Genomic DNA, 14,790 nt, shown 5'->3' with positions numbered 1-14,790 from the left:
TCGCGTCAACGACATCGTTCGGTCTCCCTTCGGCTCTCGCTCAGACCAGGTTAAAAATGCGCTCGGCGTTCGCTCCGAAGATCTTCGAGCTTTGCTTTTCCGGCAGGGTCCCGACAATCTCGGTTATCTCCTCCATCTTCCCGTTCCTGTGCGGGAAGTCCGTGCCGTAAAGCACGTTGTCGGTCCCCATGATGTCCAGGGTCGCGTTCAGCGTGCGGGTGTCGTAGACAATGCTGTCGACGTAGATCTGGTTCAGATAGGAGCTCGGCAGCCGCGTAATCTTCTCGCGGCAGGACTCAAAGGACCGAAACCCCTGGTCCAGCCGCGTCATCACGAACGGCAGGTAGCCCCCGGCGTGCCCACCGATAATCTTGAGATTGGTGTACTTCTCGAAAAAGCCGTCCATGATCATCCGGGACAAGGCCAACGTGGTGTCAAAGGTAAAGCCGACGCTCCAGACCAGGTGGAACTGATCCATGTCCATCTGCTCCACGCCCGGGGGTGAAGCGGGGTGCACCAGCACCGGCAGCCCACGGCGGTTGATCTCCTCCCATACCGGCGCGAATCGGGGGTCCGTCAACGACGCCCCATCGATATTGGCCAGAACCATGACACCAACCGCCCCCTGGCCGCAGGCGCGCTCCAGTTCTGCCACGGCACGCTCTGGATATTGCCAGGGAATGCTGGCGAAGTAGCGCACCCGGTCGGGATAGGCGCCCTGGGCTTGGGCCATGTCGTCGTTGACAAGTCGGGCAGCCCTCTCGCTGATTTCCTGGCCACCCCAGAACACATTTGGACAGGTCAGGGAGATCACGGAGACGTCGACGCCGGCGGCGTCCATGGCGCGGATTCGACCTTCGTAATCGAACATTCCCGGAGTGAGGGTCATAAAGGCAGTGCCGCCCTTGTATACAGCCTGGTCGCCACCTGGCACCTCTCCTACGGTGTATTTCCCGGCGCTGTGCTCCAACAGCATGTCGAGCCACTCTTGGTTCACCATGTGCGTGTGGATGTCAACGACAGACATGCAAAATCCTCTCGGTCGGGGAATCACCAACGCCGTGTCACGTCGGCTCCTTGGGCTTTGGGACCGCTCAGCGGTAGCCGCGCGGCCATCTCTTCGGCACGTCGGTACTCATCGAGTCCTGCCTCTCTGCAGGTGTTACGATAGTTGTAACAGCGGTTCGATAGTTAGAACACTATCCTAGGATCACGTTCGAGGGGAAGAGGGAGAAGGACCTGTGACTTCAAGGTCTGCTGGCGAACGTCGGCAACACCACCTGGCGCGGCGAGTTGGAAGACTAGGGAGGCCGGCTAAACGGTGAATCACCATGAAGTGGCGAAGCCGGACACCTCAATTTCTCTTACCCTCAGCCGCGGCCTCCAGATCATTGAGTTGCTCGCCCAGGCTGGTCGCCCGCTGTCGGCTCAACAGATTGCTTCATCGATCGGCGTCAGCCGTGCTGTCACCTATCGGCTACTGCGAACCCTGAGCCGTCACAAGCTCCTCGACCCCCACGAGTCAAGCGGCAGGTACACGATCAGCTTGCGCCTTCTTACGCTCGCCCGGAGCGCGCTGAAGGAACTTCGCGAGGCGGCACTCCCAATCCTCCAAGATCTGGCGCAAGAGACCGGAGCCACGGCATTCTTGGGGGTTCGAGAGGCGGACGAAGTCGTCTGCGCCATGTCGGCCGAGGCTGCGGATGTAAGAGTTGCCGTTCGCTACCGAGAAGGATTGCGGCATCCGATCAACCTCGGAGCGTCGGGAGCTATTTTGCGCTCCATGCAGCGCGACTTGCCTGAAGGCGATGCCGACGCCATCCAGGCTCGCAGGGTCCGGTACGCCTACAGTCATGAGGTGGTCGATTACCAGACCGCCGCGGTTTCTGTACCTCTCGACCTCGGATCGTCGCATGAAGCAGCGTGTGTGACGGTCATATTTCCAAAGCCGTCGCTGGAGATGCATGAGGTCAGGCATGTCGCAGAGAGGGCTTGGCGGGCCGCGGAGAAGATCCGCCTCAACACGTCAGACTGACAGCGAGAGGGTGGTGCAAGGGCCGAGCCCCACCCTGTAGCGGGTTGCCGCCGAACTAAATCCATACAGACGAGCCAGCGGCCAGGCACACGGGCTCACCCCACACCTGGTCGCGAAGCGCACAGTCGAATCTCCCCCGGCCACGTGAGCCTGTGGATCTGCGATGCTGTGCCCGCAACAAATCGACGACGGTCCTGCGGCGGGTTGAGTTCTCTGTCTCTCCGGCGGCCGTAGAGGCGCCTTGTGGCGCGGTGCGCTCAGCTCACCGACCTTCCGAAACTCCGTGAAAGTCACAGACTGTCTGGTGTTGCGTCGGGGTGCACCCGAATGCGACGGCCTGAGTCCCAGCGTTTCCGCTGTTGCACCGAGCCCTCATCCGGGCGTTTGCGACAGGTATGTCCAAGGGTCTGAGCATGGCGCAACACGTCGGGCAGCGGATCGGTACGCGCGGGTGTCTGCGCCGACGAGAACCTGTTCGGGTCACCCCTCAGTGACCGCAGTCAGATGAAGCCCGCCAGCTCGCTGGATGGCCCTGTAGACGGTGGAGCGGCCGACGTTGAAAAGCTCAGCCAGTTCGAGCGTGGTGTGCTCGCCGGCACGCGCCAAGGAAACCAGGTGTGCTTCCTGGCGAGGCGTGAGCTTGGGTTTCTTGCCTCGCAGCCGGCCCTTCGCCTTCGCGACGGCCATCCCCTCGCGGGTGCGGGCACGGATTAGGTCGGCCTCGAACTCGGCCACCATGGCGAGCACGTTGAACAGCAGCCGGCCGACGGGATCGGTGGGGTCGTGAACGGAGCCGCCGAGTTGTAGGTGGACGCCGCCGGCGGTCAGCTCGGCAATGATGTCACGCGCGTCAGGGACTGAGCGGGCAAGCCGATCGAGCTTGGTCACGACGAGGGTGTTGCCGGACCGGCAAGCAGCCAGGGCCTCGCGCAGACCAGGACGAGCGCGCGTGGTGCCGGTCAGGCCATGGTCTACGTAGATGCGATCGGCCGACACGCCGAGGACTTCCAGCCCGTTGCGCTGGGCCGTGAGGTCTTGTTCGTTGGTAGAGACGCGGGCGTAGCCGATCTTGAGCGCACTCATCCCTTCAGTGTCACCGGATAGCGCCCCTTCACCGGGCATTTTCGCGGGCGGGCCTCACGGGACCATCCCCGCCACGCAGATATAGAGGCCGGGCCCGATGCTGGACTCAGTCCCGGTGGCGGTTCGGCTTACGGGACGGTCAACGCTCATGGCGTCAACCTCTTCCTGCTCCCTCCACACGAGGAGTGGGCCGACAGAGGCACGTTGAGACATCGGCCGCCGGTCGCTAGAAAGGACCTAAACCTCCAGGCAAGAGAGAACCGGTCGGAGCAAATCGCTAGAGGCGGCGCTTTCTTGGTGTTTCTCTGCACTCAATGCGGCCGTGACCCAAGTCGGACCATGACCACCAATCGTTCGGTCGAACGACTCCAACTCGCCGATCGGTACGATAAGTACACCACTTGCTCGCATAACGTCTATTAGCCTGTGCGCCATCTCGGTTACCGTCCCCGGCGGCAGTCCTGCGAGACCACTCTCTTTTGCCCACCTCCGCTGCTCTGAAGAGGTGAGTTGCGAAGAAATGGCACGAGCTAGCCTTCCGCCTTCCTCGTGATCACCTCCCAAGGAGCGCAGCAACGAAACCACGTAGTCGGGGTCAAGAATCCCGTCGAAGTCAAGTATCGCGAACGATGTGACGTCGAGTGACCCCAATGCTTCGAGGCTGCTCCGGACCTGTCCCTTCCCGCCTGCGGGAACGAAAAGCACTTCCTCGCTCGGAACCACTGCACTCCTGCCCATGACATCAAGCACAGCCGAATACCATCTGCAGTCGGCATCCCCTTCGCAGACCACCACCACGCGATGGAACAACCCCTGCAAGATATTCGAGTATCTGAGCACGGGCCTGTCCCAGATAGCCTTAACGTTCTCCGGGGCTAAGGTTGTAGCGCTGCTTAGTCCACCGGTGCGGTTCAGCCTGAGGAACATGACCGGGCAATCTGTCTGGAGAAGTCCTAAGACGAAGTCGCGGTCGTGAGTCGCGGTAAGTAGCTGTCGCTCCCTCGCTACTACTTCCTCTCCGAGATGACGCCCTAGTGCACGCGCCTGCGCGGGGTGGAGAAAGGCCTCCGGCTCATCAAGCACTGTAATAGATTCAGTGCCTGTCATCATGTGCAGCACCATGCCAAGGTAGTTTTTAACGCCGTCGCCCTGATCCCGTAATGCCGGTAGGTCGAGAACGGAATCGGAGTACTCCCGGGTGGGATGCTGTAGTGGCGGCGACGGCACGCTCGGAGTGCCCACGCGAAGCAGGACCTCGCCATTTACCCGGTCGAGAGTTAACGGAAACCCGAACGTCCGTTGGCATATGTCCGAGAGTCGCTCTTCGAGATCGCCATCACGAAACAACTCGATCAGCGGATGGGCAACATTCTGGCCAACTGGCATGCTCGACGTTGCGATCTGTGCCCGGTCGGATGCGTCTATGGCTCTGAACATCATTGGGCTGAGAAGATAGGAAAAGTCTTTCAGATTGCGAAAGAACATTTCATAGTTCGCGGCGTCGTGGAGGCTGCCGCCGCCCGGGGGCGAGTATTGGCGAACCTCACCAGGTTGACCGTGCACCACCGCATGCCTTCGAAGCCATTCCTCAACGTCCGAAGGTACCTCATCGAAGGCGTACTCCAAGTTCTCCAGCACCAGCGTGCTGCGGGCGTCCCTCGAGGTAAGATGCATCCCGATATCAGCGAGCAAGCGCGACTTGCCCACATTATTTCCGCCCACAATGCAGAGAACGCCGGTGGGCGGCAGTTCTACTGTCGTTCCGGTACGGAGCTGCAAGGTGCTGAGGGTCAAGGTCCCGGCCATGTCACCATTCAACCCTATTGCGGTAGTGTCGAACGCCTAGCCATTCCCCGCAGTCTTCCGGCGCTTGGCGGATTGGACGGCGTGTGGGGCCTGAGCCAGTTCTTGTGCTCGACCGAGAGGGTTCCCCTGTACTCGTTCCTGGCGTACCCGCGCGCGCTGCGGGTCCGGAGCCGTGGCTTTGAAGGATCGGCATTCGGTTCGTCGGCGGGTCCCGCAACACGCCCGCGCATGCCACTGATCGTGTTTGCTCTATACCTTTTCCTCGTCGCGGATCGCAGCACAGGCGCGAGCATTGCCCAGAAGCAAGTCCAGGGACATGTCCATGATCCAGTACATCCATCCCGGCGCTCGTTCGTCGTGCGGCAGGCTCGACGTGCGGCCGGGGCCCGCCACGCCGCACAACTCGAGTCTTCCGCTTGCCGATGACCGTGTGCGGATATGCCACCCTCGAGTACGTGAACAAGAACATCGAGTGGGCGCTCGACCACCTGCGGAAGTTCGAGATCGACGCCAAGCCCATCTTCGTGCCCAGTCCGCCGGGCACGGCTGGGTTCCACTCGTACAAGACCACCGCCCCGCAGGACCAGGTGCTCAAGCAAAGCGCTGTGATCGAAAAGATCCTCGACAAGTACACCCCGGACTGGCACGAGAAGCAGGACAAGGACAAGCGCTATCGATTTCGCGCAATTTGGGAAGCTACCCAGCGGTGCATCGCCGTGCTCGAGGCCCAGGGGGAGCTCGACGAGCACCTATCAGACCGAGGTCCGACCCTCGACGGTGCGAGTCTCCACCCCTGGATCTGGGACTCTGCCAAGCCAGCCTGGACGGCTGGCTTATACGAGGACGCAGTCGACGCAGCCGCCAGGGGCCTCAACACCCGATTGCGAGGCAAGGTTAGTCGACGCGATCTGGGTGAAGGCGATCTGATTGGTCAGCTCTTCAGCCAGAAGGCGGCCGATGAGAACAACCCGCGACTGCGGCTCCCGCTACCCGAGGGCACTGCCGAGAAGACTGTGCGTGCCATCTACGCCGGCATCAGCCAGTACGGCCAGGGCCTCTTCAGCGCCGTCCGCAATCCACTGGCTCATGAAGCACCGGGCCATACCGGAATGATGGAGGTCGAGGCCCTTGAGGCGCTGGCCGCTCTCAGCCTTCTCGCACGGTGGGTGGATCGATCCGAGGTCCGGCGCGGCTGAATGACCGTTGGGCCCGAGGGTCCTACGGATCGAGCACTGGAAGGGCAGCATCGCTCGAAGGCCGCTGCTGTGGGTATCCGTGCGTTGACAGGGCGAGGCACCGTCGGGCGATCGTTCTCCGGGACGGCTTCTCCATATCCCGCCTGCGCGCCTCAGTCACATCGTTGGGTCAGCCCCGCGGTCATCGCTCGGTTGCCCAGCCCTCGCGATGTCTGCCATGCGCTTCCTGGCCTCCCGAAGTCGCTGCCTGGGCTCCCCGACCTTGTCGAGATTCAGCGGGGGACGTAGTCGGCGCACAACTGCAGTCTCGATTTCGTCAAGGACAGCGTCCTCAGGCTTGCTCCAGGTGGTCAACGACAACCGCTGCTGCATCCAGCCGCTTAAGCGCACCTCGCTTGCCTCGTCGAGTCCGAAGTTGGCGCTACCGTCAAGCTTGGCCAGGTTGCGCGGCACGGCAACCAGACGGAGCTCGTCTACGAGCAGGGCCGCAAGACTGCGTCGGACGGTCGACGAGCCAGTCTTGCCAGCAGCAAAGTGAGTGCCAACATCACGGCCGTTCAGACTTCTCTCCGCCTTGCCGACGTACAGAGGCTGGCCGTCATGGGCGCGACTCAGTCCGAGGTCCGACCACGTGCGGTCGTCGCCATAGAACGCATAGAGCCCGGGGTGCTTCGGTACGAGCTGGACCGCGTCCCTGTGTGCAAGCCTCATGCCGGCCAACGATTCGAGCGCTTCGGCGATCACCGCGTCACTGGTCATGCCCCATCTTGTCCCAGGACGGCATTCGAGAAAGCGCACTGCACGCCCTTTCCGTTGCGACGGACGTGTGCGGATACACGGACTTCGTCTCTCCAATCAGGATCCCCCACCGCGCTCGGCGGCGGGATTCGGCATGAGTAGTACCTCGTGTCGACGATCATCACGAGCGCCGCGCAAACCTGAGTGCCAGGATCATGGCCGCTCAACTTCACGGCTTCCTCCTCGCCGACTTCCCTGCCATTTCGGGCGGCAAACTCCGCTTGGTTATCGATATTGGTGCCTTCCTCCTGCTAACGAAGGCTTCCAGTGGCACTGACGAGCGCCTAGTCCGCGTCCTGCTGCGAAACGATCTGACGACGTCGCGTGAAGGGGGCGTCGAACTCATCGAGTTCAATCGACTCGGGCTGCTCTGAGGCCTGGGATCGCAGCGCCGCCTGCTTGAGTGTCCTGTCGACGCTGCCGACGACCTTGGTCAGGTCCTTGATGGCCCCACGTACGTGATGGAGTGAGCCGTCTGGCGCGTCGCGCGCCTGACGCCACTGCGAGATGTCGATCTCGATCTCCGTGGCAGGGACCGCTCCGTGGGGTCCGCTGGCATCGACGCGTACCGTCCGCACTTTAGAATCCTCACTGGCTAAGAGTTCGTAGCCCGCTCCAAGCGTCCAGCGAAGAATGCGTCCGGGTGCGAGTGACCGAAGGCCGCTGGCGAGAATCTTTTGCACATGGTCGACTCTGTCGGACTGTTGCGGGGCGGCAGGTAGTGGGGGATCGAATGTCACCCTGATGTGCTCCGCCATCGTCGGGCCACTGTTGCCGACGACGACGTGCAGGACCGTGCCCTGCTGCATGTCCGGCTGGATATCCGCCCACACGTAGGGCTGCGACGACTCTTGGGCGAGTTGCCGCTGAAGCTCGGTCTGTTCTCGCGCGGCCGCGACCTGTTCCCGTTGGAGCGCTGTCTGGCTTTCCGCGGCCCTCGCCTGGACTCGAGCAGCCTCCGCCTGCTTGGCGGCAGCTCGCGCGGCCCAGACGGTGAAGGGCAACGCGGACCCAGAGATGACGAGAGCAATGATCGAGATAGCCAGCATGCAATAAACCTCCCACGACCCACCGACATCGCCTCGCTCGTGAGCGTGAAAGGAGGAGTCTGGGCCACTCAGCAGGTCCAGGAGGAGCATGAGACCTATTGCTGCTGCACTCGACGCCGCACCCAACAGAACACCGCCGTCCGGCGGAGGATCCGCAAGCAGGAACGTGGCCGATTCTTGACTGCTACTGTCACCGCGTGTCAGCAATAATCAGGGTCCGGGAACAGCACATCGCGGTGTTCGGCGGGAGTGGCAGCGGGAAGACCGTGCTGGTCTCCTCGTTCTACGGTGCGGCGCAGGAGCAGGCGTTCCTGAAGGAGAGCCTGTTTCACGTCATCTCCGACGACACCGGCCAGGGTAACCGCCTCCGCCAGAACTACCTGGGCATGAAGAACAACGCGCGGGTGCCCGAGACCACCCGCTTCGCGGCGACGCCCTACCGCTTCACGCTCAAGATGAAGAACCAAGGCGACGACAAGACCGCCAACGGGAGGCTCTTCGACGCGCTGCGGCTTGTCTGGCACGACTATCCCGGCGAGTGGTTCGAGGAAGAACCAAGCAGCGAAGAGGAGGCGCGTCGCCGCGTCGACACGTTCCGACTGCTCCTTCGTTCGGACGTCGCGCTCGTTCTTGTCGACGGACAGAAACTCCGCGACCACGCGGGTGAAGAAGAGAAGTACTTCAAGTCGCTCATCTGGGGCCTCAGGGACGGCCTCCTGCGACTCAAGACCGAGCTCCTCGACGACGGCGAGCCGCTGGTGCGTTTCCCCCGCATCTGGATCATGGCCCTTTCGAAAGCCGACCTTCACCCAGAGTTCGACGTCCACGGGTTCCAAGACCTCGTCATCGAGAAGGCTGCGGGCGAGCTCGCTTCACTGCAGGACGTGCTCACGGGGATGGTGCAGATTCCCCAAGCGCTATCGATCGGCGAGGACTTCATGCTGCTCTCGTCGGCGAAGTTCGAGCCGGGCAGGATCGAAGTGACCGAGCGGGTGGGCCTCGGCCTCCTTCTGCCCGTGGCGTGTCTTCTTCCGCTGGAGAGACTCGCCCGGTGGGCCGAGCGGTTCGAGATCCCCGTCAGGTGGCTAGACAAGCTTGCGGACAACGCCGACGTCTTCGCTGCCCTAATCATGCGCGCGAAGGGCATCGACGAGTTCTTGAAGAAAGTTCCGAAGGTCGGCCCTCTTCTGGCCAGGATCGGGCGGCCAACGTTGGCCGCGTTGCTCAAGCTTAGCGAGACGCAGATCAGGAACATCAACGCTGAGGCACGAGTAACTGGCGACAACCTCAGGGCGACATTGACGCAGTTCAAGCTAGACCTGGACCAGGGGGTACGGGATAACCTCCTCGTCAAGAGCCTCAAGTGAGAGTCGTCTGGGCTACGCGCGGACGCTCCTGGGGGTTTCGGTTCCTCCTCGACGGGGGTTACCCCGACCCTCTTCCCGTTTACGAACGCGCATTCGGGGGCGCTGAAGGCGAAAGGGCACTGTGCCGGCGCGTCGGCACGGACGTGGCACTGCGCTTCCCCGATCCACTGGGGCGCCGCGACGAGGCGGGCCGCGTCATCCCCCATGACATCGTTGTACAGCCTCCGCTCGCAGATCAGATCCACTCTGTCCACGACGGCGAGCGTCTCGTCTGGCCACAGCTCGCCGACGCCTTCGCTCGCGTGTGGGACCAATCGCGGCCACCCTCACCAGGCGACATCGATCTCCGACGGCCGGCGCCGGAACACCCCGACGCCACACGCACTAAGGATCCGCACGCGTAGCGTGCTAGACCCGGAACTCGAACGAGATCGAAGTGGTGGCTGGCCGCGGGCCTTCTCGCCGGTGCGGGGACGTGGTGGATGGGGTTCCCTCCAAGGAAGCAGGCATCCCCTGGGCGCACTCCACGGAACGACCGCATCTGGCATAGTCCAAATTGCTGCGGTCGCGCCGCACCGGCGCCCACTCATGCCGTCTAGCGGCGCATGTTCCGCTGAGGGATCCCTGTTCGGTAGCGGTAGATGATGCCCTCGACCACCATCCGGTGGTTCCGGAAGGGCCTACCACGCCTTCCCCGCGTGGACGGCATCAGCGGCTCGATTAACGCCCACTCTGCATCACTGAGAACAGCGGTACGCGACACGAACCCGAGCATTCCAAGCCGTACGCGACCCGTTTAGGAGACACGCCCTAGGGCGTGTCCCTTAATTGGCTGGCTGCTGGAATCTGGGTCGGGTGCGTGTCCCTAGCCCGGGTGCGTTCTCCCTCTCTGCGCGTTCGATGGCCGTAGCGGTGCTGGCGGAGTGGTGGCGGCGGGCGGTCGACTCATCGGGCTCTCCGTGCGCGAGGTGCACGGTACAGTCGCGGTAGGAAGTGGGTCGTGATCTGCAATGGGGCGCCACTTATGAGTCGGTTCCGCGCGGCAACAGCCGTCGCGTCAGTGGCGGCGTTCCTCCTGGTGGCGGGATGCTCAAGCTCAACGGCCGAGCGCCCCCGGACTGACGGCCAAGGGGCACGAACCGTTGATGAAGCGCTGAAAGACGCCGAACCGGGTGACGTCGTAAGGATCCAGTCGTTCTTGTTCTTCTGGCGCGATGAGGCACGGCTGTGCGACCGGCCAGCCGGGGACTCGATCCCGTCGTACTGCGGAGAACTGGACTCCCTCGTCGTGCAGGGCGTCCCGCTGGACGAGTTGGACCTGGTGGAGCAGGGCGACACTGGAGCCCTCGAGGGAAACGTTGACGTGGTCGTTAAGTTTGTCGAAGAGAGGGTGGTGGACTTCGTCGAGGACGCGTCGGCCGCTGACGAGCCCACCTCCAGCAGCTCCGCCGTGCTGGAGCCGACCTCCATCAGAGAGGCCCTCGCCAGCGTCGAACCGGGCGAGCAGGCGCGTGTACAGGCAGTCCTGGTCACCGAGGACGACGTCCCCTTCCTGTGCGACTCGGTCGAGGACTCCGACCCCGAGCAGTGCTCCGAGCCTTCGGTGGAGATAGTCGGCGCCCCACTCGACGCTCTCGGTCTTACCGAGCGACGCAGCGAGCTCGCGGGTGAGGTCGACATCGTGATCACCCTCGAGGGCAAGACCGCGACCTTCGTCGGCCTCGGCACCGGCAGTGAGACCACGACCCGGGAGCCATGACGCCGATGACGCCGACACCGTCAGCGCGGCCCGCGTAATGCCTTCCCCCCAGATGGTGATGGCACGCAGGACCACGCCGGCTCGATCGGTGCACCTGACTGACGCAGACATCGTGCCCCGACGACGACGAATCAAGTTCGGGCGGTCACATCGGAAACGTTCGTTTGCGGACAGCCCTCGAACGACGTGTTGAGAAGAAATCAGGAACCTTCAGCCTTACCGGCCGTCAGGACGACGCGCGCCTCGCAGCGGATCGCCTTCGAGCAAGGTGCTCCTTGTATGCCTTGCGTGCCTCGTCGAAGTAGGTGTCAGGCTTGGAGGCCAGGAACGCGACGGCGTCGTGGGAGTACACATGGCTCAGTGCGGTCGAGTGCTTCCAGGCGTACCTCGAGTTCTCCCGCATGCCGCTGTGCCATACGGCTGCGTCTCGATCGTGTGTGGTCAGGACACGCTTCTCCTTGCGCTTCGCGTTCACTTTCTGGAGGAGCGTGGTGGCGTTAAGTGGGTGCCCGTCGTTGGGGTCGTAGGTGCGCCGCAGGACCTTGCCGTCCGCGTCCTGGTCAACCGCTACGGACAGGTCGGCTGCGCTTGCCTGCTTCTTCGAGTGCAGGGCAACGTCGTAGTAGGTGTAGATCCGGCCCGTGTCCCCGCCCGTGTCCTCTACTGACTCGATACCTCGGCGCAGCTCCGCTAAGAACTCGTTGATCGCGGGAACTGCTCTGGCGGCGGGATCGACCCGCATGAACTGGACCGCCTCGCTGGGCGTGGTGGCGGCTAGCGGCAGAAGGTCCCAAGTGATCGACTCCGCGAGGTCTCTACCGTTGACAGCTACGAGGAAGTCCCGGAAGTTGAGCACGGATTGCTGAAGGTAGGAGTAGATCACCGTGCCGAGACCGTCGGCGTTGTAAAGGTGGATTGCTCGGTTTCGGAACTCCTGCAGGGCCTGGATGTTCACGGTGGTGGCGGCACCGTCCAGGGGTGCGGGCCACAGCTTGCGGTTGCGCACGACCGCTAGACACTGATCAAGCCCGATGGACTCGTATGGTCGACCGCGTTCCTTCTTCTTGAAGATCCGAACCCTGTGGTGGCGCAGGAGGCCTTTCAGAGCCAACTCCCAGGCGGTCGTGACGAGAATGACGGTGATCTCGTTGCGATACTCGATGCGAGGCTTGTTGAAGAGCTCGATGGCCGAGAGCATGGCCGAGTGGGCATTCTCGAAGAGTTTGACGTGGGAGACGTAGGGCGCTCCAGCCATCCAGCTTCCTCCTACAGTGCTCGCCGGTGAGTGTCTCCTCGTGATCCGAGCATGACAGGCTCGGCATGTGGTGTCACAAAACGATCCTCAGACGGGACAAGCGCGCGGATCGCGGCATGAGCGGGAGCCGGAACCTGGCGGGCCTGCAGTTGCGGGCCGGGCCCGTGCCGGGGAGGCGTCTCCCGCGTGGAAACAAGAGGGCTATGCCGTCACGGGCGAGTCTTCTCGGCCAACGACGTCCCGCGCTGTATGTATTTGGATATGACTGACTCCGCAGACGCGTACTTCGACAACGTCGACATATCGTTCTACGGGTTGCTCGACCCAGTAACGCGTCTCGAGGGTCTCGACATAGAGATCGAGATTGACCCCCGTCAGTACCCGAGCGTTCCCGCGATCGTCGGAGAGATCCGGAAGGCATTGGCAGCCGGCGGCGTGCATGATTGCGTGGTTATAGAACGTCGCCGCACGGAGTTCGATTGGGGCGCCTCGGGGGTCGGCGAGGCGATCGTCGTTGGCATTGCCACCGCCTACCTCGCTGACGCGATCAAGGCCGTCGTGGAGCGTCTGGTCACTCACCGGGGCGGGGATGGCGTCATGAGCGAAGCCGAGGCTGAACAGCACGTACGCCAGCGACTCGCGGTTCGGTATGACTTGGACGCAACGCAGTTGGAACTCGTCACCGTCGCCACATCCGAGGGGTCGGTCGAAGTAACGTTGGCGCACCCAGATGGAGCGCCCGTCTATCGCGCGACGGTCGTCGGGTCTGGGATAGGTGCCCGGGCTACTCGTCTTGAGAGGATTGCCCGGCCGGACCGTGGACTATAGACACCGCCGTCGAGCGAACTAAACGGCACGGGTTACTGTCCGCCGGCCGGCTTGATGCACACCATGAATCGGCACGTCCGCCGCGGACTTCGCGAGTTGCCTCCGCGTAGGTTTCGCTCGGGAAGGCGGACCGCCGTTACGCATGATGGACCACAGACGGTTTGGGCAGCCAAGCGAGATCGGCGCGGCATGGCCGGAACGCCATACCGCCCGTGCCGACCAGCGGCAAATGAGGATGTTCGCATTTCGCAGAGCAGGGCGACATCTGATCTGATCGCTACCGACCCCTCGTGGGTTGTGTCGATCTAGCTTCTCGGCTGCCTTCCTCGGTCTTTCACGCGGGCGCTAGGAATCCAGGCGCCGAACGAGTCGGTCGAGCGCCCAACGCGAGGGGGCGCTGAACCATCGCCGATTCCCTACCGAACGTACAAGCCACGGGCTGGCGGCGTAGTAGAACCTGATGAAGATTCTGCCCGGGCGGCTTCGAGACAGAACGTCATCGCGCCACTGCCGCAACACGCGGACTTCGGGCGCGTCATAGTGGCCGTACACGCTTGTTGCGACGTAGCACCCGCCGCTCGACTGCGTGGCTTTCGGTGTACCCATCGAATGGGTCTCCGTGGCCGGAGCCGGTGTTTCCGTCGGTTGCGGCTGTCGCGTTGGCGCAGGGGTCCGTTCGGGATCACGGATGAAGTCGAGGCCCGCGAGCATGAAGAGATCTTGCGGGTCCGCGCCGTCAGTGCGTCGAACGGCATCCCCATACCACGCCATAAGTACACCGATACGCCGTGCACGCTCCTCGCCCCTACGGCGGGCTTCATCTAGCAAGCCGTCCTCTTCGAATCCCTTCGCCAGCTTCTTCGCAAGGGACGGTGGCCCAGCTGAGACCATTCTCTGCCCAGTCAACATGCTTCTGCGCGCCACGAGCTGCTCCGCGACCTCTCGCAGTCCTTTCTCGCTGGCCAAGCTCGGCTTTGGATAGGGATCGTATGCCGGCCAAGCGCGCCGCGCCTCTTGATCTCGCCAGCGAGCAAGCTCGTCGGCATGATCGCTTTTTCGCTGTTCCTCCGCGAGTGGCAGGGGTCCGAGTTCGAGAAGCCAGTAACCGTCCAGCGTATTCGCGATTGTTGGCTCGTCCCCACGGTCACGCTCGTCGGCCATGCGGGTCTCAATATCCGACATGATCCCCAATTGGGTTGCTGCACGCGAGGATCGTTCGAAGCCGGGTAGGGGCGCCCAGTAGTTGTCGCGCTCGTCGGAGGGAACTTCGGGGTGACGCATGACCCTGTCATAGAGTTCGTCCCCGCTGATCAGCCCACCGGCTTCACGGAGAACCTCTATCACGATCGGGGCGTAGTCGAACTTGTCTGGCTCCTCTGCCGTCATAACCAGTTATCCTCTCGTGGAGCACTCTCCGGGCCGCCAGGGCTGGTCTGTCCAGTCTTGGCCAGGTTTGGCCCACCGATTCAGAGGAGTTCTAGTGGTCCAATTCGTCCCTCGCGAAGTGTATGCGAGTGCTCCATCGCTCGTAGCGATAGCCCACCGACTCCATGCAGGTACACGATTTTGGGCGTCTCGGTATCTCCGGACGTCCCGATAGGCCAATCCCCTGCG

Annotated in this window: 13 protein-coding genes; 5 read left to right on the top strand and 8 right to left on the bottom strand. The window is 62.9% G+C overall.

Annotated elements, in window-relative coordinates; genetic code table 11:
- Positions 1-40: 40 nt before the first annotated feature.
- On the bottom strand, positions 41-1,027 hold the full coding sequence (locus tag KZX45_RS08280; protein ID WP_248257257.1) for an amidohydrolase family protein: 987 nt from the start codon (positions 1,025-1,027) through the stop codon (positions 41-43).
- Positions 1,028-1,321: 294 nt separating this feature from the next.
- Between KZX45_RS08280 and KZX45_RS08275 the strand changes: the two genes are divergently transcribed.
- On the top strand, positions 1,322-2,035 hold the full coding sequence (locus tag KZX45_RS08275; protein ID WP_248257256.1) for an IclR family transcriptional regulator: 714 nt from the start codon (positions 1,322-1,324) through the stop codon (positions 2,033-2,035).
- Positions 2,036-2,515: 480 nt separating this feature from the next.
- On the opposite strand, the gene KZX45_RS08270 is transcribed toward KZX45_RS08275, so the two are convergent.
- Positions 2,516-3,118: a recombinase family protein gene (locus KZX45_RS08270; RefSeq protein WP_248257255.1), complete on the bottom strand. Its 603-nt coding sequence runs from the start codon at positions 3,116-3,118 to the stop codon at positions 2,516-2,518.
- A 237-nt stretch (positions 3,119-3,355) separates the two neighbouring features.
- Positions 3,356-4,924 carry an AAA family ATPase gene (locus KZX45_RS08265; protein WP_248257254.1) on the bottom strand — a complete coding sequence of 523 codons (1,569 nt, stop codon included), beginning with the start codon at positions 4,922-4,924 and terminating at the stop codon, positions 3,356-3,358.
- 455 nt (positions 4,925-5,379) lie between these two features.
- Between KZX45_RS08265 and KZX45_RS08260 the strand changes: the two genes are divergently transcribed.
- Positions 5,380-6,120 carry a TIGR02391 family protein gene (locus KZX45_RS08260; protein WP_248257253.1) on the top strand — a complete coding sequence of 247 codons (741 nt, stop codon included), beginning with the start codon at positions 5,380-5,382 and terminating at the stop codon, positions 6,118-6,120.
- 156 nt (positions 6,121-6,276) lie between these two features.
- On the opposite strand, the gene KZX45_RS08255 is transcribed toward KZX45_RS08260, so the two are convergent.
- A complete protein-coding gene (locus KZX45_RS08255) occupies positions 6,277-6,879 on the bottom strand; it encodes a GIY-YIG nuclease family protein (protein WP_248257252.1) in 603 nt (200 codons plus the stop codon).
- A 323-nt stretch (positions 6,880-7,202) separates the two neighbouring features.
- Entirely contained in the window at positions 7,203-7,967 is a 765-nt protein-coding gene (locus KZX45_RS08250; RefSeq protein WP_248257251.1) for a hypothetical protein, read from the bottom strand.
- Positions 7,968-8,164: 197 nt separating this feature from the next.
- Between KZX45_RS08250 and KZX45_RS08245 the strand changes: the two genes are divergently transcribed.
- Positions 8,165-9,334, top strand: a complete 1,170-nt coding sequence (locus KZX45_RS08245) for an ATP/GTP-binding protein (RefSeq protein ID WP_248257250.1) — start codon at positions 8,165-8,167, stop codon at positions 9,332-9,334.
- A 595-nt stretch (positions 9,335-9,929) separates the two neighbouring features.
- Here the strand turns inward: KZX45_RS08245 and KZX45_RS08240 are convergent.
- Complete coding sequence (locus KZX45_RS08240) at positions 9,930-10,109, bottom strand: transposase (protein ID WP_374112574.1); 180 nt, start codon at positions 10,107-10,109, stop codon at positions 9,930-9,932.
- Positions 10,110-10,358: 249 nt separating this feature from the next.
- Here KZX45_RS08240 and KZX45_RS08235 point away from each other — a divergent pair, with 249 nt between their 5' ends.
- Entirely contained in the window at positions 10,359-11,093 is a 735-nt protein-coding gene (locus tag KZX45_RS08235; RefSeq protein ID WP_248257249.1) for a hypothetical protein, read from the top strand.
- Positions 11,094-11,319: 226 nt separating this feature from the next.
- On the opposite strand, the gene KZX45_RS08230 is transcribed toward KZX45_RS08235, so the two are convergent.
- Positions 11,320-12,348 (bottom strand): DUF3644 domain-containing protein, encoded by a 1,029-nt coding sequence (locus tag KZX45_RS08230; protein ID WP_248257248.1) that lies wholly within the window; start codon positions 12,346-12,348, stop codon positions 11,320-11,322.
- A gap of 261 nt (positions 12,349-12,609) precedes the next feature.
- Here KZX45_RS08230 and KZX45_RS08225 point away from each other — a divergent pair, with 261 nt between their 5' ends.
- A complete protein-coding gene (locus KZX45_RS08225; protein ID WP_248257247.1) occupies positions 12,610-13,176 on the top strand; it encodes a hypothetical protein in 567 nt (188 codons plus the stop codon).
- A gap of 345 nt (positions 13,177-13,521) precedes the next feature.
- On the opposite strand, the gene KZX45_RS08220 is transcribed toward KZX45_RS08225, so the two are convergent.
- Entirely contained in the window at positions 13,522-14,562 is a 1,041-nt protein-coding gene (locus KZX45_RS08220) for a CFI-box-CTERM domain-containing protein (protein ID WP_248257246.1), read from the bottom strand.
- Positions 14,563-14,790 lie beyond the last annotated feature (228 nt).

This window comes from Georgenia sp. EYE_87 (assembly GCF_023148685.1).
In the GTDB taxonomy this organism is placed as follows: Bacteria; Actinomycetota; Actinomycetes; order Actinomycetales; family Actinomycetaceae; genus Georgenia.
The sequence above is the reverse complement of the archived record's forward strand: the minus strand, read 5'-3'. Positions and strand labels throughout refer to the sequence as shown.